This is a genomic window from Streptomyces bicolor, from assembly GCF_000719285.1.
In the GTDB taxonomy this organism is placed as follows: domain Bacteria; phylum Actinomycetota; class Actinomycetes; order Streptomycetales; family Streptomycetaceae; genus Streptomyces; species Streptomyces bicolor.
Window position 1 is genome coordinate 173,885 of record NZ_JOFS01000007.1, and the last position, 18,885, is coordinate 192,769.

Here is an 18,885-nt window from a genome sequence, read left to right on the forward strand (position 1 = left end):
TCGCTCTCCGTTTACCTCGGCGTAAGCGCCGCATCACCCCGCGTCATAGTGAGCCACCCCACACAGGGGTGGCTCGCGTGCGCGTGTGCACATCCCCGGATCCGGTTCAACCTCTTGACGGGAGGCAACCCGAACGGCTCAGCTTAGAGTTCACTAGTTGGACACGAACGGGGTCTCACCGAAGCGGCCCCGCGCGCAGGAGGTCGTCGTGGAGACTCCGGGGTCGCAGTCATCGCTGCACCGAGCCAACCTGGAGCGGGTCGTTCGGGCCGTCCGGCTGGCCGGATCCCTCACCCAGGCGGAGATCGCCAGGACCACGGGTCTGTCCGCGGCGACGGTCTCCAATATCGTCCGGGAGCTCAAGGACGGCGGAACGGTCGAGGTCACGCCCACATCGGCGGGTGGCCGACGGGCCCGCAGCGTCTCGCTGAGCGGGGACGCCGGCATCGTCATAGGGGTCGACTTCGGCCACACCCATCTGCGCGTCGCGGTGGGGAACCTCGCCCACCAGGTACTGGCCGAGGAGTCCGAGCCGCTGGACGTCGACGCCTCCTCGACCCAGGGGTTCGACCGGGCCGAGGAGCTGGTCAACCGGCTGATCGCGGCGACCGGCGTCGACCGCTCCAAGATCGCCGGGGTCGGTCTCGGTGTCCCCGGCCCGATCGACGTCGAGTCGGGCACCCTCGGCTCGACCGCCATCCTGCCCGGCTGGACCGGCACCAAGCCCGCCGAGGAGCTGCGTGGCCGGCTCGGCGTGCCCGTGCACGTGGACAACGACGCCAACCTGGGTGCCCTGGGCGAGCTGGTCTGGGGCAGCGGGCGGGGCGTGCGGGATCTGGCGTACATCAAGGTCGCCAGCGGTGTCGGTGCCGGTCTGGTCATCAGCGGCAAGATCTACCGGGGCCCCGGCGGCACAGCTGGAGAAATCGGGCATATTACCCTGGATGAATCCGGCCCGGTCTGCCGCTGCGGAAACCGGGGCTGCCTGGAGACCTTCGCGGCCGCCCGCTATGTGCTGCCGCTCCTCCAGTCCAGTCACGGCACCGATCTGACCATGGAGGGCGTCGTACGGCTGGCCAGGGACGGAGACCCGGGCTGCCGTCGGGTGATCGCCGACGTCGGCCGCCATATCGGCAGTGGAGTCGCCAATCTCTGCAATCTCCTGAACCCGAGCCGGGTGGTCCTCGGCGGTGATCTCGCCGAGGCCGGCGAGCTGGTCCTCGGGCCGATCCGGGAGTCCGTGAGCCGCTACGCCATTCCCAGCGCGGCACGTCAACTGTCCGTTCTTCCCGGGGCACTTGGCGGTCGTGCGGAGGTGCTCGGAGCGCTCGCTCTCGCGCTCAGCGAGATGGGCGATTCAACCCTTTTGGACAGCACTCTCCATGCGGCTGCGCCTGCCTTCACTTAGAGAACGGATGGCACCGTTGCCAACCCGTTAAGGATTTACTTCTTGACGTCGCACGTGTGGCCGAGTTGACTTCCAGCCACCTCGGCCGCAACGACGCGGCCTCGTCAGGGAGGTTTGTGAAGTGAACACGCGTATGCGTCGTGCCGCCGTTGCCGTTGCCGCAGGTGCGATGGCCATCTCGCTGGCTGCCTGTGGCAGCGCCGAGGAAGCGGGCGGCGACAACGACTCCACCGCCACCGCCGCCAAGGGCGACGACATCAAGGTCGGTCTCCTGCTCCCCGAGAACCAGACCGCTCGCTACGAGAAGTTCGACCGGCCCCTGATCGAGGAGAAGATCAAGGAGCTGACGAACGGCAAGGCCACCGTCGACTACAACAACGCCAAGCAGGACGCCAACCTGCAGGCCCAGCAGGTCGACACCATGATCACCAACAAGGTCGACGTCCTCATCCTGGACGCCGTCGACGCCAAGGCGATCAAGAACTCCGTGCAGAAGGCCGTCGACGCCGGCATCAAGGTCGTCGCCTACGACCGCCTGGCCGAGGGCCCGATCAGCGCCTACACCTCGTTCGACAACGTGCAGGTCGGCAAGACCCAGGGCGAGGCCCTGCTGAAGGCCCTGGGCGACAAGGCCAAGGACGGCCAGATCGTCATGATGAACGGCTCCGTCACCGACCCGAACGCCGCCATGTTCAAGGAGGGCGCGCACTCCGCCCTCGACGGCAAGGTGAACATCGGCAAGGAGTACGACACCAAGGAGTGGAAGCCGGAGAACGCCAACTCCAACATGGAGTCGGCGATCTCGGCGATCGGCAAGGACAAGATCATCGGCGTCTACTCCGCCAACGACGGCATGGCGGGCGGCATCATCACCGCCCTGAAGGCCGCCGGCATCGGCGACATCCCGGTCACCGGCCAGGACGCCGAACTCGCCGCGGTGCAGCGCATCATCGCCGGCGACCAGTACATGAGCGTCTACAAGCCGTACGCCCCCGAGGCCAGCGCCGCCGCCGAGATGGCCGTCGCGCTCGCCCAGGGCAAGTCGCTCGACTCCATCGCCAAGGACAAGGTCGACAGCGACAGCGCGAAGGCCGTTCCGTCCGTGCTCGTGGACGTCACCTCGCTGACCAAGGACAACATCAACGACACCGTCATCAAGGACGGCGTCTACACGGCCGCTGAGATCTGCACCGGCAAGTACAAGGCCGCCTGCGACAAGCTCGGCATCAAGTAAGCAGCCCCAGGTCCCTTTCCAGGTGCGGGAATTCATCCTCGAATTCCCGCACGGGACATGACTGCTCCAGACTCCTCCGGCGCCCCGCGCATACGTCAGCCCCGCAAGCTCGGTGCGGGGCGCCGGACGGAACCCCGCGGGTAACCCCCGCCCACCCACCCTGCATTCTCTGCACAACCCTTCCGCCGGGTCAGGCGGCGAAGGAGATGGTTCACGTGTCCGCTACGCCCGTGCTGGCGTTGCGCGGGGTCTCCAAGCGGTTCGGTGCCGTTCAGGCGCTCACCGACGTAGAGCTTGAGGTCCACGCCGGTGAAGTGGTCGCCCTGGTGGGCGACAACGGCGCCGGAAAGTCCACGCTGGTCAAGACGATCGCCGGCGTGCACCCCATCGATGAGGGCGTCATCGAATGGGACGGCAAGGCCGTCTCGATCAACCGGCCGCACGACGCCCAGAACCTGGGCATCGCGACGGTGTACCAGGACCTCGCGCTGTGCGACAACATCGACGTCGTCGGCAACCTCTTCCTGGGCCGCGAGCTGAAGAAGCGCGGCGTCCTCGACGAGGTCGAGATGGAGCGCCGCTCGCGCGAGCTGCTCCAGACGCTGTCGATCCGCATCCCCAGCGTGCGGATCCCGATCGCCTCGCTCTCCGGCGGTCAGCGCCAGACCGTGGCCATCGCCCGCTCCATGCTCGGCGAGCCCAAGCTGGTCATCCTCGACGAGCCCACCGCGGCCCTCGGTGTCGAGCAGACCGCCCAGGTCCTCGACCTGGTGGAGCGGCTGCGCGAGCGCGGGCACGCCGTCATCCTCATCAGCCACAACATGGCCGACGTCAAGGCCGTGGCGGACAAGGTCGCGGTCCTTCGCCTGGGTCGCAACAACGGCGTCTTCGAGGTCAAGACGACCTCGCAGGAGGAGATCATCTCCGCCATCACCGGCGCCACCGACAACGCCGTGACCCGCCGTGCGGCGCGCACGACCGGGGAGGTTTCCAAGTGAGCATCGACAAGACCTCCACCACGCCGCAGGACCACGAGGTCGTGAACACCGAGGCCGCCGCGGCCGCGGTGACCGCGGTCGACCCCCGGCTCCTGGTCCAGGAGCAGGGCCTGGCCGGCTACATCGGCGAGTTCAAGCGCAAGATGAAGGCCGGTGAGCTGGGCTCCATCCCGGTCGTCCTCGGTCTGATCGCCATCTGTGTCATCTTCCAGAGCCTGAACTCGGCGTTCCTCTCCGCGGAGAACCTGAGCAACATCACCATCACGATGGTCGGCACGGGCATGATCTCCGTCGGCATCGTGTTCGTGCTGCTGCTCGGCGAGATCGACCTGTCGGTCGGCTCGGTCAGCGGCGCGTCCAGCGCCATCGCGGCCGTCCTCGCCGTCAACCAGGGCTGGCCCGAGTGGGCCGCGGTGCTCTTCGCCGTCGCCGCGGGCGCCGCCATCGGCGCGGCGCACGGCTTCTTCTTCGCGGTGCTCGGCGCTCCCGCGTTCGCCGTCACCCTGGCGGGTCTGCTCTTCTGGCTTGGCTTCATGCTCCAGACGCTGGGCGAGAACGGCACGATCAACCTCGACAGCGACGGTCTGATCGGCCAGCTGACCACGTACTACTTCACGGACGTCGCCGCCGCGTACGGCCTGGCGGCCGTGGTGACCGGGCTGTTCTTCATCACCTCGTTCCTCGGCAACCGCCGGCGCGAGGCCGTGGGGATCCCGTTCCGGCCGCTGAGCGACACGATCCTGCGGACCGTGCTGCTCGGTGTGGTCTCCTTCGCCGCGGCGCTCATGTACAACCAGTACAAGGGGCTGCCGCTCGCCACGGTGATCTTCCTCGTGTTCCTGGTCGCCACGGACTTCGTGCTGCGCCGTACGTCGTACGGCCGCAAGATCTTCGCGCTCGGTGGCAGCGTCGAGGCCTCCCGGCGTGCGGGTATCAACGTGACCGCGGTGCGGATCTCGGTGTTCGCGATCTCGGGCGGGTTCGCTGCCATCGGCGGTCTGTTCCTGGCCTCGAAGATCGCGTCCGCCAACCAGAGCGCCGGTACGGGTGACCTGCTGATGAACGCGATCGCCGCGGCCGTCATCGGTGGTACGTCGCTGTTCGGTGGGCGTGGGCGGACCTGGAACGCGCTGCTCGGTGTGCTGGTGATCGTGTCGATCCAGTACGGGCTGCAGCTGGAGTCCATCGCCGAGCCGGTGAAGTACATGATCACCGCGGGTGTTCTGTTGACCACAGTGGTCATCGACTCCATCACGCGCAAGACGCAGAAGACCGCGGGGCGCGCGTAGCGCGGAACGCCGTGGCGCCGTAGGGGCGTGGGTGAACTGGCGGGTGCCGGTCCGTGTGGGCTGGTCGCGCAGTTCCCCGCGCCCCTTTGCGGCGTTGTAGTACAGCGCGTTGTTGGGTAGGGCCGATTGCGTGATGTGCCAACCCCGGCCCGGGAACCTTCCGCCTGAGCGGAACATTAGACTCGACAAGCCCGGCAACAGCTCGAACAGCTCTACTGCAAGGAGGCACGGGTGCCGCTGCTGACCCGCATCACGGGACCGCGCGATCTGGACCGGCTCAGCCCTGAGCAGCTGGACCAGTTGGCAGAGGAGATCCGTACCTTCCTCGTCGAGGCGGTTTCCAAGACCGGCGGCCACCTCGGCCCGAACCTCGGTGTGGTGGAGCTGACCATCGCCCTGCACCGGGTCTTCGACTCGCCCAGGGACAAGGTGCTGTGGGACACGGGTCACCAGTCCTATGTGCACAAGCTGCTCACCGGCCGCCAGGACTTCAGCAAGCTGAAGATGAAGGGCGGTCTGTCCGGCTATCCCTCGCAGGCCGAGTCCGAGCACGACGTCATCGAGAACAGCCACGCGTCGACGGTCCTCGGCTGGGCCGACGGCCTCGCCAAAGCCAACCAGCTGCGCAAACGCGACGACCATGTCGTGGCCGTCATCGGTGACGGCGCCCTGACCGGCGGCATGGCCTGGGAGGCGCTGAACAACATCGCCGAGGCCAAGGACCGCCCCCTCGTCATCGTCGTCAACGACAACGAGCGGTCGTACGCCCCGACCATCGGCGGCCTCGCCAACCACCTCGCGACGCTGCGGACGACCGACGGCTACGAGCGTTTCCTCACCCGGACGAAGGAGATCCTCGACCGCACGCCCGTCGTCGGCAAGCCGCTCTACGAGACGCTGCACGGGGCGAAGAAGGGGCTCAAGGACTTCATCGCGCCGCAGGGCATGTTCGAGGACCTCGGGCTGAAGTACGTCGGGCCGATCGACGGACATGACATCGAGGCGCTGGAGTCGGCGCTCGCGCGGGCCAAGCGGTTCGGCGGGCCGGTCATCGTGCACTGCCTCACCGAGAAGGGCCGCGGCTACCAGCCCGCCCTCCAGGACGAGGCCGACCGCTTCCACGCCGTCGGCAAGATCCACCCCGACACCGGACTGCCGATCAGCAGCAGCGGCGCCGACTGGACGTCCGTGTTCGGCGACGAGATGGTCAAGCTGGGCCAGGAGCGCGAGGACATCGTCGCCATCACCGCGGCCATGCTCCAGCCGGTCGGCCTGGAGAAGTTCGCCAAGCGGTTCCCCGAGCGCGTCTACGACGTCGGCATCGCCGAGCAGCACGCCGCCGTGTCCGCGGCGGGCCTGGCGACGGGCGGTGTGCACCCCGTCTTCGCCGTCTACGCCACCTTCCTCAACCGCGCCTTCGACCAGGTCCTCATGGACGTGGCGCTGCACAAGTGCGGTGTCACCTTCGTGCTCGACCGCGCCGGTATCACCGGCACCGACGGCGCCTCCCACAACGGCATGTGGGACATGTCGATCCTCCAGGTCGTGCCCGGGCTGCGGCTGGCCGCCCCGCGTGACGCCGACCAGGTGCGGGCGCAGCTGCGCGAGGCCGTCGAGGTCAAGGACGCGCCGACCGTCGTCCGCTTCTCCAAGGGCGCCGTCGGCCCCGCCGTACCCGCCGTGGGGCGCGTGGGCGGCATGGACGTGCTGCGCGAGCCGGGCACCGACACGCCCGACGTGCTCCTGGTCTCCGTCGGTGCGCTGGCCCCCATGTGCCTGGAGATCGCCTCGCTCCTCGACAAGCAGGGCATCTCCACCACCGTCGTCGACCCGCGCTGGGTCAAGCCCGTCGACGAGGCCATGGCCCCGCTCGCCGAGCGGCACCGGGTGGTCGTCACCGTCGAGGACAACAGCCGCGTCGGCGGTGTCGGCTCGGCGGTCGCGCAGGCCCTGCGCGACGCGGGCGTCGACGTCCCGCTGCGTGACTTCGGCATCCCGCCGCGCTTCCTCGACCACGCCTCCCGCGCCGAGGTGATGGCCGAGATCGGCCTGACCGCCCCCGACATCGCCCGCCAGGTCACCGGCCTGGTCGCCAGGCTGGACGGCCGGTTCGACCGTACGGCGGCCGAGGTCGACTCGGTGGAGCCCGCCCGGGACTGACCCCACCGGGAAACCACAACACCGGTACGGCCGGATGGGCCGGTTCGCCACTCATGCTGGTGGCGAAACCGGCCCATCTGTGTGAATCCACCCGTGCCGGGGCATGCGTACCACGCCCCCTCTCGATCATGTCGAGGACGACAAGCGTGGGAGGTATGACCGTGAGCAGCACACTCTTCCGGACGAAGAGAGTCGAGCAGTCCATCCTCGATACCGAGGAGCCAGAGCACGCGCTCAAGAAGTCCTTGTCCGCGCTGGATCTGACCGTCTTCGGCGTCGGCGTGATCATCGGCACCGGCATCTTCGTGCTCACCGGCACCGTCGCGAAGAACAACGCCGGGCCCGCGGTGGCCCTGGCGTTCGTCGCGGCCGGTGTCGCCTGCGCGCTGGCCGCGCTCTGTTACGCCGAGTTCGCGTCCACGGTGCCGGTCGCCGGGTCCGCGTACACGTTCTCGTACGCCTCCCTCGGCGAACTGCCCGCCTGGATCATCGGCTGGGACCTGGTCCTGGAGTTCGCGCTCGGTACGGCGGTGGTGGCCGTCGGCTGGTCGGGCTATGTCCAGTCGCTCATGGACAACGCGGGCTGGGAGATGCCCGCGGCGCTGGGCAGCAGAGAGGGCGCCGGCGACTTCGGCTTCGACATCCTCGCCGCCGCGCTGGTCCTGGTCCTCACCTTCATCCTCGTACTCGGCATGAAGCTGTCCGCGCGGATCACGTCGCTCGTCGTCGCCATCAAGGTGACCGTCGTCCTGACCGTGATCATCGCGGGCGCTTTCCTCATCGACGGCGACAACTACGACCCGTTCATCCCGAAGCAGAAGGCCGTGGAGGCCGGGGAGAGTCTCCAGGCACCACTGATCCAGCTGATGTTCGGCTGGGCGCCCTCCAACTTCGGCGTGATGGGCATCTTCACCGCGGCCTCGGTCGTGTTCTTCGCCTTCATCGGCTTCGACGTGGTGGCGACGGCCGCCGAGGAGACCAAGAACCCGCAGCGCGACATGCCGCGCGGCATCATCGGCTCCCTCGTCATCTGCACCGCCCTGTACGTCGCCGTGTCCATCGTCGTCACCGGCATGCAGCACTACAGCCGGCTGTCCGTGGACGCCCCGCTCGCCGACGCCTTCAAGGCCACCGGGCATCCCTGGTTCGCGGGCTTCATCAGCTTCGGCGCCGCGGTCGGCCTGACGACGGTCTGCATGATCCTGCTTCTCGGCCAGACCCGCGTCTTCTTCGCCATGAGCCGCGACGGACTGCTGCCCCGCTTCTTCTCCCACGTCCACCCGAAGTACAAGACCCCGCACCGGCCGACCATCCTGCTCGGCGTGGTCATCGCCATCCTCGCCGGCTTCACCCCGCTCACCGAGCTCGCCGCCCTGGTGAACATCGGTACCCTGTTCGCCTTCGTGGTCGTGGCGATCGGCGTGATCATCCTCCGCAGGACCCGCCCCGACCTGCACCGGGCCTTCCGCACCCCGTGGGTTCCGGTCATCCCTATCCTGTCGGTGCTGGCCTCCCTGTGGCTGATGATCAACCTGCCCGCCGAGACATGGGTGCGGTTCGCCATCTGGATGGCGGCCGGGTTCTTCGTCTACTTCCTCTACGGCCGCTCCCACAGCCGCCTCGGACGGCATGAGGAGACCACCGTCGGTGAGGTCATCAAGCCGCCGAAGGGAGACACCCCGTAGCCGAGCCGCCCGGTCGACGGGCGGTCAACCACGACTCTCCGGCCCCGTATGTCCTGCTCAGGCAGGGACTGCGGGGCCGGATAGCGTTCACCCCATGCTCGCCGAGCTCCTCGCACCGCCACGCTCCGGGCCCGAACCGCGCGCGGGACGTCGCTACTGGAGACGGCTGCTGCCCGCCCTGGCCCTGCTGGCCTGCGTCACCCGCCTCCCGTCCTTCACCCGGCCGCTGTGGAATCCCGACGAGGGCTATCTCGCCGTACAGGCACGGATGCTGGCGCGGGGCGGAGAGCTGTACGAGACGGTCGTCGACCGCAAGCCGCCGCTGGTGCCGTGGCTGTACGAGGCCGCGTTCGCGGTGGCCGGTTCCGGATCGCTCACGTCGGTGCGGGTCCTGGCGGTCGCGGCTCAGCTGCTGACCGCCGCGCTGTTGGCCTCGCTGGCGCGCCGCCGCTGGGGCGACACGGCGGGCGGGACCGCCGGGGTGCTCTATCTGCTGGTGTCGGTGGGGCTCAACCCCGAGGATGCCCAGGCCGCGACCTTCGGGGTATTCATGCTGCCCTGCACGGCGGCGGCCATGTGGTGCGCCGACCGGCACCGGTGGGGTGCGGCGGGCCTGGCCGTCGCGGCCGCGTTCCTCGCCAAGCAGACCGGCGGGGCGGTGCTGGTGCCGGTCGTATGGCTGTGCGTGTCGGCGGGGGAGGTACGGGCCGGGGGACTGGCGCGGCTGGGCGCCGGGGTCGTGGTGCCGGTCCTGGGCGTGGCCGCGGTGACCGACCCGGCGGGGTTCCTGTTCTGGACGGTCACGGGATCAGGGGCGTACGCCTCCTTCGCCGGGTCCGAGATCCACGTCCTCGCACGGTGCCTGACGAACACGGCGATCCTCGCGCTGGGCTGCGCGGGACTGATCCCACCGGTGCTGCGGGCCCTGCGGCCGGCCCGCACCGGTGCGGCGGACCTGTGGCTGTGGCTGGCCGCGTCGGCCGGGGCGGTCGCGCTGGGCTTCCACTTCTTCGGCCACTACTACCTGCAACTCCTCCCGCCCCTGGCCCTGCTGGCCACGGCCGCCCTCCAGCTCCTGCCGCGCGACCGCCTGACCCACGCCCTTGTGACCTCGGCCTGCTGCTGTGCCCTGTTCCTGAGCTGGGGGCTGATCGCACCCCGACCCGAACTCGACCACGCGAGGCGGCTCGCGGACGAGATGGCGAGCCGGACGGATCCACGGGACCGGGTCCTGGTCTGGGGCATACACCCCGAGACCTACTGGCTGGCCGACCGCAGACCCGCCAGCCGGTACCTGACGGCCGGGCTCCTCACCAACTACAGCGGAGGGCGGGACGGACCGCAGGTCGGCGAGCGATACGCCGTCGACGGGACCTGGGCGGTCTTCCGGGAGGAGATGACCGAGCGGGCGCCGGCACTGGTCGTCGACGACTCGCGGGGGAAGCCGTACGGGCCGCAGAGGGTGCCGGGTCTGCGGCGGTTGCTGGCGGCGGGGTATGAGGAGGTGGGGGTGGTGGAGGGGGCGGTGGTGTACGTGAGGAGGGGTACTGGCTGACGTACGCAGCCTGCGCCCGGGCTGCGCCGCTCTCCCCGCTCAGCCCCCACGCCGGGCACTCACGGCCGTACCGTACGCGGCCCCGCCACCTCCGCCCCCAACTCCGTTACCCTGCGCCGCAGTTCCCGGTCCGCGGTCACCACCAGGCAGGGCCGCCCACCGGCCCGGGCGACGAGCTCGACCATGTGATCGTCCCCGCTCCCGGCAGCCGCCTCCACGCGCACCCCAGGCACGGAGTCCACCCCCCGAGCGGCCCCCTCCACCACGAGCACGATCTCCACGGCCCCCGGCCGCCCGGGCACGCCGTCCACCGCCAGCCGATCCCGCAACCGCTCCGCGGCCCCCCGCCGGTCCCGCCACCACCCGTCGGGCACCGACCCGACGACGTTCGCGGCGTCGACGATCACGAGCAGGGGAGCGTCCTCATTCATGGGGCAAGGGTCGCATGGCGTTCACGGCCGGAGCTCTACGGCTTCACGGCCGGAGCTCTACAGCTTCACGGCCGGGGCCCCGCGGCGTCACCGCCAGGGCCCCACGGCGTCCGGGAGCCGTAAGGCTCACTCCTCGGCCGTCCCCTCCTCGTCGAAGCTGGCGAAGTACGCCGCCGCCATGTCCTCGTGCCCATGCCCCTGCGCAGCCGCCCGCTCGAAGCGCTCCGCACTCGCCGTGGCCACATCCAGGCGTACGCCGTACCGCTCACCCGCCTCCACGATGAGCCGCGCGTCCTTGCCCGCCGTGGTCACCGCGAACGCGGCCGGGGTCAGCCCGCCGTTCAGCACCAGCCCGGTCTTGGCCCGCAGGTAGCCCATGTCGAGCGGGCCGCCGTCGATCACCTCGAAGAAGTGCTGGGGGTCGACGTCGAGGGCCTTGGCGAGGGCCAGTACCTCGCCGGCGGCGTTGGTGACCGCGAGCACCCAGCTGTTGGCGACCAGCTTCAGCCGCGTCGCCGTGCCCGCCCCGCCGTCCTCGCCGGTCCACACCGTACGGGCGCCGACGGCGTCGAACACCGGCGTCACCGTCTCCCGCCCCGCGACCGGCCCCGCCGCCAGGACTGTCAGCTGACCTGCCTCGGCGGGCTGGCGGGTGCCGAGCACCGGGGCGTCGTAGAAGACGAGGCCGTGCTCGCGGGCGAAGGCGGCCAGGTCGGAGATCGCCTCGATGCCGGCCGTCGTCGACTGGACCCAGGCCGCCCCGGAGCGCAGTGCCGGCGCCGCCTCACGCATCACGTCCAGCGTCGCGGGGCCGTCGTACAGCATGGTCAGGACGACGTCGGCGCCCTGGACCGCCTCGGCGGGCGAGTCGGCGACCAGGGCGCCGTCGGCGGCCAGGGGCTCGGCCTTGGCGCGGGTGCGGTTCCAGGCGCGGACGGTGTGCCCGGCCCTGGCCAGGTTGCGGGCCATCGCGGCCCCCATGATGCCGGTGCCCAGGACGCTCACGGTGAGCTTGTCGGTCATGACGTCGACTTCCTGTTCTCGTACGGACGTTGCCGTGATCCAGCTTGCCCGGGGTCGGGCCGCCGGGCCGCCCCCACGCCGAATAGAGTGAACCGGTGAACGGCGACTGGCTCATCCGCGGCCGCGACGGCCGCCTCAGCGTCTATCTGCCGACCGACGACGCCGTGCTGTGCCGGGCGGAACTCGGACCCGGCGGCCCCTGGGAACCCCCGCGCAAGGTCGGCGGCGACCAGAAGCTGCGCCCCGGCCCCGCGGTCGGCCAGGGCGCCGACGCCTACGCCCATCTGGCCGCCTGGCGTCCCACCAAGCCGGGTGAGGCGGGCCTGGTGCACTCCACGCACTTCCGGCCGCGCCTGGCCGCCCTGGACTGGATCTCCATCGGCCACCCGGACCAGTCCGGCGACCGCACCGGCACGCCGGCCGTGACGGTCGACGCGCAGGGCCGGGCCCATGTCTTCGTCCGCAACAGGGCGGGCGGAGTGAGCATGCGGGGCCAGAAGGAGGTCGGCGGCTGGGGGCCGTGGCGTGACCTCAAGGGGCGTGAGGTCGACGACCTGCTGGCCGCCGTGACGGGGGAGTCGGGGCGGGTCGAGCTGTACGCGGCCGTCCCCGGCGCCCTCCTGCACTGGCGGCAGGAGAAGCCGGGCAGTGTCCCGGTCCTGGAGGAGGCGATGGAGACCCCGGTCCGCCCGGGCACCCTGCGCGCCCTGGCCACTTCTGCGGACCACACGACCCTCTTCTACGCCGACGACTCCGGCGACCTGTGCGCCTGGCGCCCGGGCACCAAGCCGGTCACCCTGCTGGCCTCCGCCGGCCCCGGCCCGGTCTCCGCGATCCGCTGTGAACTCGACGGCCACGACTGCACGCTGCTCGCCCAGCGCTCGGCGAGCGGCCGCGTCGCCTTCGCCGCGTATCCGACGCAGCAGGAGTCGGCGGGCGCGTGGTGGACGGAATCGGGCCCGCAGCTTCCGGCGGACGCGGTGGTCGCGCTGGCGGTGGACGAGGACGAGCGGGTGGTGGCGGCCACGTTGTCGCCGTCGACCGGGCAGTTGCTGGTCAGCCGGCGCAAGGACGAGCCGGGGCTGGCGCTGGAGACGTGGCGGGAGGTCTGACGACCGCCCGCACACGCATGAGGGCCCCTGCCGGAGCAGGGGCCCTCACTGGTGTGCGAGTCGTGTTACGCCGGAACCGACGCCACGCCCGGCGCCAGGAACTTCTTGCCGTTCACGCGCTCGGAGACACCCTCGCGGTCCAGGTACGGCGTGATGCCGCCCAGGTGGAAGGGCCAGCCGGCGCCCGTGATCAGGCAGAGGTCGATGTCCTGGGCCTCGGCGACGACGCCCTCGTCGAGCATGAGCCCGATCTCCTGCGCCACGGCGTCGAGGACGCGGTCGCGGACCTGCTCCTCCGTCAGGACGACATCGCCCTGCTTCAGCAGCGCGGCGACCTCGGGGTCAAGCTCCGGCTTGCCGGAGTCGTAGACGTAGAAGCCGCGCTTGCCCGCCTTGACGACGGCCGCGAGGTTCGGGGAGACCGTGAAGCGGTCCGGGAAGGCCCGGTTGAGGGTCTCCGAGACGTGCAGACCGATCGCGGGACCGACCAGCTCGAGCAGCACCAGCGGCGACATCGGCAGACCGAGCGGCTCGACGGCCTTCTCGGCGACCTCGACCGGCGTGCCCTCGTCGATGACGTTCTGGATCTCGCCCATGAAGCGGGTGAGGATGCGGTTCACGACGAAAGCCGGGGCGTCCTTCGTCAGCACCGCGGTCTTCTTCAGCTTCTTGGCGACGGCGAAGGCCGTGGCCAGCGAGGCGTCGTCGGTCTTCTCGCCGCGGACGATCTCCAGCAGCGGCAGGACCGCGACCGGATTGAAGAAGTGGAAGCCCACGACCCGCTCGGGGTTCTTCAGCTTCGACGCCATCTCCGAGACGGAGAGGGAGGAGGTGTTCGTCGCGAAGATGGCGTGCGCCGGGGCGACCGCCTCGACCTCCGCGAACACCTGCTGCTTGACGCCGATCTCCTCGAACACGGCCTCGATGATGAAGTCCGCGTCCGCGAAGCCCTCGGCCTTGTCCAGCACACCGGTGACCAGGGCCTTCAGGCGGTTGGCCTTGTCCTGGTTGATACGGCCCTTGCCGAGCAGCTTGTCGATCTCGGCGTGGACATAGCCCACACCCTTGTCCACGCGCTCCTGGTCGATGTCGGTCAGCACGACCGGCACCTCGAGGCGGCGCAGGAAGAGGAGAGCCAGCTGCGAGGCCATCAGACCCGCGCCGACCACGCCCACCTTGGTGACGGGACGCGCCAGGTTCTTGTCCGGCGCACCGGCCGGGCGCTTGCCGCGCTTCTGGACCAGGTTGAAGGCGTAGATGCCGGAACGCAGTTCGCCGCCCATGATCAGGTCGGCGAGGGCCTTGTCCTCGGCGTCGTAGCCCTGCTGGAGGTCGCCGTTCTTGGCGGCGGCGATGATGTCGAGGGCGCGGTAGGCGGCCGGAGCGGCGCCGTGCACCTTGCCGTCGGCGATGAAGCGGCCCTTGGCGACGGCCTGGTCCCAGGCCTCACCGCGGTCGATCACCGGACGCTCGACCTCGACGTCACCCTTCAGCACCTGGGCGGTCCAGATCAGCGACTGCTCCAGGAAGTCGGCGCCCTCGAAGATGGCGTCCGCGATGCCGAGGTCGAAGACCTGCTGGCCCTTGAGCTGCTTGTTCTGGTTGAGGCTGTTCTCGATGATGACCTGGACTGCCTTGTCCGCACCGATCAGGTTGGGCAGGATCGTGCAGCCGCCCCAGCCGGGGACCAGGCCGAGGAAGACCTCGGGCAGCGAGAACGCCGGGAGCGCCTTCGACACGGTCCGGTACTTGCAGTGCAGACCGACCTCGACGCCACCGCCCATCGCGGCACCGTTGTAGTACGCGAAGGTCGGCACGGCGAGGGCCGCGAGGCGCTTGAAGACCTCGTGGCCGCCCTTGCCGATGGCCAGCGCGTCCTTGTGCTCCTTCAGCAGCTCGACGCCCTTGAGGTCGGCGCCGACGGCGAAGATGAACGGCTTGCCGGTGATGCCGACACCGACGATGTCACCGGCGGCGGCCTCGGCCTCGACCTGGTCGATGGCCTTGTCGAGGTTCGCCAGCGACTGCGGACCGAAGGTGGTCGGCTTGGTGTGGTCGAAGCCGTTGTCCAGCGTGATGAGCGCGAAGCGCCCGGCGCCGAACGGCAGGTCGAGGTGGCGTACGTGCGCGGACGTCACGACCTCGTCCGGGAACAGCTCGGCCGCGCCCTTCAGGAGCTCAGCGGTGGTGCTCACTTGTCGCCTCCGGCGTCCTTGTGGTTCGGGTTCTCCCAGATGACCGTCGCGCCCATGCCGAAGCCGACGCACATGGTGGTCAGGCCGTAGCGGACCTCGGGCTGCTCCTCGAACTGGCGGGCAAGCTGCGTCATCAGACGCACACCCGACGAGGCCAGCGGGTGACCGAAGGCGATCGCGCCGCCGTACTGGTTGACGCGCTCGTCGTCGTCCGCGATGCCGTAGTGGTCGAGGAAGGCCAGCACCTGGACGGCGAAGGCCTCGTTGATCTCGAAGAGGTTGATGTCCTCGATCGACAGACCCGCCTTGGCGAGGGCCTTCTCCGTGGCCGGGATCGGGCCGTAGCCCATGACCTCCGGCTCGACGCCCGCGAAGGCGTAGGAGACCAGGCGCATCTTCACCGGGAGGTTGTTCTCGCGGGCGAAGTCCTCGGACGCGATGATCGAGGCGGTGGCGCCGTCGTTCAGACCGGCCGCGTTACCGGCGGTGACCCGGCCGTGCACGCGGAACGGCGTCTTCAGACCGGAGAGGTTCTCCAGCGTGGTGCCCGGGCGCATCGGCTCGTCGGCGGTGACCAGGCCCCAGCCCGTCTCGCCGGCCTCCGGGTTGGTGCGGCGCACCGAGACCGGCACCAGGTCGGCCTGGATCTTGCCGTTGGCGTACGCCTTGGCGGCCTTCTCCTGCGAGCGCACCGCGTACTCGTCGGCGCGCTGCTTGGTGATGTGCGGGTAGCGGTCGTGCAGGTTCTCGGCGGTCATGCCCATGAACAGCGCCGACTCGTCGACCAGCTTCTCGCTGACGAACCGCGGGTTCGGGTCCACGCCCTCGCCCATCGGGTGGCGGCCCATGTGCTCGACACCACCGGCGATGACGGCGTCGTAGGCGCCGAAGGCGATGGAGCCCGCGACCGTGGTGACGGCGGTCAGGGCACCGGCGCACATACGGTCGATGGAGTAGCCGGGCACGGACTGCGGCAGACCGGCGAGGATGCCGGCCGTACGGCCGATGGTGAGCCCCTGGTCACCGATCTGCGTGGTCGCTGCGATGGCGACCTCGTCGATCTTCTTGGGGTCGAGACCGGGGTTGCGGCGCAGCAGCTCCCGGATCGCCTTCACGACAAGGTCGTCGGCGCGGGTCTCGTGGTAGATGCCCTTCGGGCCCGCCTTGCCGAACGGGGTGCGGACGCCGTCGACGAAGACGACGTCCCTGACGGTACGAGGCACGATGGCTCTCCTCCAGATGCGGGATGGCACTGCTGCACTGCGCAAGCGCTGAGCGCGCGCTCAGGTTCATGCTACTTGTGGGTAACGTAGCTGCACAGTCCTGGAGGCGGGAGCGGCGAAGGTCACACCCGGTGTTCACCTCGGGGGTGCCGTCGAGCCCCTCGGAGTCAGTACGGGAGTGGGTACGGGATGCGACCCCGGCCCGTCCCCCGTGATCACCCCGAACAGCGTCCGCGCCACGTCCGCCCCGAACCCGTGCACGTCATGGCTCATCGCCGACAGCGTCGGATGCGTCAGCCGGCACAGCTGAGAGTCGTCCCACGCCAGCAACGAGACATCCCCCGGCACCGACAGCCCCATCTCCGCCGCCACCGACAGCCCCGCCACCGCCATGATGTCGTTGTCGTACACGATCGCCGTCGGCCGATCGGGCGGCGCGGCCGTGAGCAGGGACCTCGTCGCCCGCGCGCCCGCATCGCCCGAGAAGTCGGTCGCGACCTGCCATGCCCCGGCCAGCGCCAGCGCCCCCGCGGCCTCGTCGAAGGCGGCCGTACGGATCGCGGTGTGCCCCAGTGCCGCCGCACCCCCCACCCGCGCGATCCGCCGATGCCCCAGCGCGGCCAGATACCGCACCGCCTCCGTCACGGCGGTCGCGTCGTCGGTCCACACCGACGTCAGCCCGCCCGTCAGCGACGGGTGCCCGACCGCCACCACCGGCATCCCGAGCCGCTCGACCGCCGCCACCCGGGGATCGTCGGGCCGGAAGTCGACCAGGATCGCCCCGCCGATCTGCCGCCCCCGCCACCAGACGTCCTGCAACCCCACCTCCTCCTCCACGTTCCGCACGAGCCGCAGCAGCAGCGAGCAGGAGTGCTCGGCCAGGACGCTCTCCACGCCCGAGACGAACTCCATGTAGAACGGTTCGAGGCCGAGCAGCCGGGCCGGCCGGCAGATCGCCAGCCCCACCACGTCCACCCGCGAACCGGCCAGCGTCCGCGCCGTGAGGTTCGGCGCCCAGCCCAGCTCCCGCGCGGCCCGGAAGATCCGGTCCCGGGTGGCTTCCGACAGCCCCGGCTTGTGGTTGAAGGCGAGGGAGACGGCGCCCTTGGACACGCCGGCGCGGGCGGCGACGTCCTTGATGGTGACGCGGGAGGTCGTCATCGGGAGGGCTCCATGCAGTACAGGGCGGATCGGGCGGTCTCGGCGTCAGGAGTCTCCCAGCCGCGCACACCGATGGTCACCTCCTCGCCGGGCAGCAGTGTCACGAGCCCCCCGTCGGCCCGGGCATCGGGGTGCAGCCGGTCGGCCTGGAGCAGCAGATCCCGTACGAGGGTGCGGGCCTTGACCGCGATTCCACCGGGCACGAGAGCGACCTCGAACTCCGGCCGGGGATACGGCACTTCCCGGTCCGGCGCGGGGAAGTGCACGGCACGCAGACCGTCCGCGTCCGCCACGAGGAACTCCTTCGGCCCGACAGGCTCCAGCTCCTTCGGTACGGCGACCCGGGCCACCGCCCGCCCCTCGGCACCGAACCCCACGCTCGCTTCCCCGGCCACCACCCCCTCGACGGACATCCGCCGCAGCCGCACCGCCCCCGCCCACTCCTGCGCCGCCTGATTGACGACCGCCAACTCCAGCCTCGTCTCCCGCACTTGAAGCGTCAGCAACCGGTCCGCGTACAGCCGCCGCAGCTCGTGGTACAGCGGCTTCTCCCGCCCGTCCCCGTCGATCGCCGCCCAGGACGTCACCGGCCAGCAGTCGTTGAGCTGCCAGACCACCGTGCCCGCGCACACCGGCCAGTGCGACCGCCAGTGCTCGATTCCGGCGGCGACGGCCCGCGCCTGGTTGACCTGGGTGAGGTAGTGCCAGCGGTCGAAGTCCCCCTCCGGATCCCCCTCGGACAAGGCGAAATGCCGCTCGAGGCCCCGCCTCAGCTTCTCGTTCCCGTCGTCCGCCTTCTGGTGGTGCAGCATGCCGGGCGAGTCCGGCGCGAGCACCTCACCCGGCAGCGCCCGCCGCAGCGTGGCGTACGCGGGCGGCGCCTGCCAGCCGAACTCGGCCACGAACCGCGGCACGCTCGCGCGGTACTCGGCGTAGTCCTCCCGGTTCCACACCTCCCAGGAGTGATGCGTGCCGTGCGCCGGATCGTTCGGATGCCGCTCCCACGACCCGGACCAGGGACTGCCCGCCGTGTACGGCCGCGTCGGATCCAGCTCGGTCACCACCCGCGGCAGCAGGCCCAGGTAGTACCCCTCCCCCCAGGAGTCCCCGGCCAGCCGCGGCTCCCAGCCCCAGTCCCGGAACCCCCACAGGTTCTCGTTGTTGCCGTTCCACAGCACGAGTGAGGGATGCGGCATCAGCCGTACGACGTTCTCCCGGGCCTCGGCCTCCACCTCCCCGCGCAGCGGCTGCTCCTCCGGATAGGCCGCGCAGGCGAACGGGAAGTCCTGCCACACCAGCAGCCCCAACTCGTCGCAGGCGTCGTAGAAGTCCGCGCGCTCATAGATCCCGCCGCCCCAGATCCGTACGAGATCCACGCCCGCGTCGGCCGCCTGGCGCAGCCGCGTCCGGC

13 protein-coding genes and 1 pseudogene are annotated in these 18,885 nt (G+C 70.3%); 8 read left to right on the top strand and 6 right to left on the bottom strand.

Going from position 1 to position 18,885, the window contains the following annotated elements; genetic code table 11:
• Window positions 1-208 precede the first annotated feature (208 nt).
• The 7 genes from IF78_RS0111195 (at window position 209) to IF78_RS0111225 (ending at window position 10,329) form a co-directional block, all read left to right on the top strand.
• A complete protein-coding gene (locus IF78_RS0111195) occupies window positions 209-1,408 on the top strand; it encodes an ROK family transcriptional regulator (RefSeq protein ID WP_031480447.1) in 1,200 nt (399 codons plus the stop codon).
• Between the two features lie 133 nt (window positions 1,409-1,541).
• Window positions 1,542-2,642 (top strand): sugar ABC transporter substrate-binding protein, encoded by a 1,101-nt coding sequence (locus tag IF78_RS0111200; RefSeq protein ID WP_031480445.1) that lies wholly within the window; start codon window positions 1,542-1,544, stop codon window positions 2,640-2,642.
• A gap of 206 nt (window positions 2,643-2,848) precedes the next feature.
• Window positions 2,849-3,640, top strand: a complete 792-nt coding sequence (locus IF78_RS0111205) for an ATP-binding cassette domain-containing protein (RefSeq protein ID WP_031480443.1) — start codon at window positions 2,849-2,851, stop codon at window positions 3,638-3,640.
• Window positions 3,637-4,929, top strand: a complete 1,293-nt coding sequence (locus tag IF78_RS0111210) for a sugar ABC transporter permease (RefSeq protein ID WP_031480441.1) — start codon at window positions 3,637-3,639, stop codon at window positions 4,927-4,929. Before IF78_RS0111205 ends, IF78_RS0111210 begins: the two co-directional genes overlap by 4 nt.
• A gap of 231 nt (window positions 4,930-5,160) precedes the next feature.
• The gene (gene dxs / locus IF78_RS0111215) at window positions 5,161-7,089 is read left to right on the top strand and encodes a 1-deoxy-D-xylulose-5-phosphate synthase (RefSeq protein WP_031480439.1); all 1,929 of its coding nucleotides are present in this window, start codon (window positions 5,161-5,163) and stop codon (window positions 7,087-7,089) included.
• Window positions 7,090-7,250: 161 nt separating this feature from the next.
• The gene (locus tag IF78_RS0111220) at window positions 7,251-8,774 is read left to right on the top strand and encodes an amino acid permease (RefSeq protein ID WP_031480437.1); all 1,524 of its coding nucleotides are present in this window, start codon (window positions 7,251-7,253) and stop codon (window positions 8,772-8,774) included.
• Window positions 8,775-8,868: 94 nt separating this feature from the next.
• Complete coding sequence (locus IF78_RS0111225) at window positions 8,869-10,329, top strand: glycosyltransferase family 39 protein (protein WP_031480435.1); 1,461 nt, start codon at window positions 8,869-8,871, stop codon at window positions 10,327-10,329.
• A gap of 59 nt (window positions 10,330-10,388) precedes the next feature.
• Here IF78_RS0111225 and IF78_RS0111230 read toward each other — a convergent pair whose 3' ends face one another.
• Together IF78_RS0111230 and IF78_RS0111235 are read right to left on the bottom strand one after the other, a co-directional pair.
• Window positions 10,389-10,760, bottom strand: coding sequence for a PIN domain-containing protein (locus tag IF78_RS0111230; RefSeq protein WP_031480433.1), 372 nt, complete (start codon window positions 10,758-10,760; stop codon window positions 10,389-10,391).
• Window positions 10,761-10,886: 126 nt separating this feature from the next.
• Window positions 10,887-11,783, bottom strand: a complete 897-nt coding sequence (locus tag IF78_RS0111235; protein ID WP_031480431.1) for an NAD(P)-dependent oxidoreductase — start codon at window positions 11,781-11,783, stop codon at window positions 10,887-10,889.
• A gap of 95 nt (window positions 11,784-11,878) precedes the next feature.
• Here IF78_RS0111235 and IF78_RS0111240 point away from each other — a divergent pair, with 95 nt between their 5' ends.
• Window positions 11,879-12,895: a PLL family lectin gene (locus IF78_RS0111240; RefSeq protein WP_031480429.1), complete on the top strand. Its 1,017-nt coding sequence runs from the start codon at window positions 11,879-11,881 to the stop codon at window positions 12,893-12,895.
• 65 nt (window positions 12,896-12,960) lie between these two features.
• On the opposite strand, the gene IF78_RS0111245 is transcribed toward IF78_RS0111240, so the two are convergent.
• From IF78_RS0111245 to IF78_RS0111260, 4 genes and pseudogenes are all read right to left on the bottom strand, one after another.
• The gene (locus IF78_RS0111245; protein ID WP_031480426.1) at window positions 12,961-15,090 is read right to left on the bottom strand and encodes a 3-hydroxyacyl-CoA dehydrogenase NAD-binding domain-containing protein; all 2,130 of its coding nucleotides are present in this window, start codon (window positions 15,088-15,090) and stop codon (window positions 12,961-12,963) included.
• Window positions 15,087-16,313, bottom strand: a complete 1,227-nt coding sequence (locus IF78_RS0111250; RefSeq protein WP_031480424.1) for a thiolase family protein — start codon at window positions 16,311-16,313, stop codon at window positions 15,087-15,089. The genes IF78_RS0111245 and IF78_RS0111250 overlap by 4 nt, the downstream gene beginning before the upstream one ends.
• A 135-nt stretch (window positions 16,314-16,448) precedes the next feature.
• Complete coding sequence (locus tag IF78_RS0111255) at window positions 16,449-17,474, bottom strand: LacI family DNA-binding transcriptional regulator (protein ID WP_031480422.1); 1,026 nt, start codon at window positions 17,472-17,474, stop codon at window positions 16,449-16,451.
• Window positions 17,471-18,883: pseudogene (locus IF78_RS0111260) on the bottom strand (glycoside hydrolase family 2 protein); the annotation flags it as partial. The gene IF78_RS0111255 and the pseudogene IF78_RS0111260, both read right to left, overlap by 4 nt.
• Window positions 18,884-18,885: the final 2 nt, after the last annotated feature.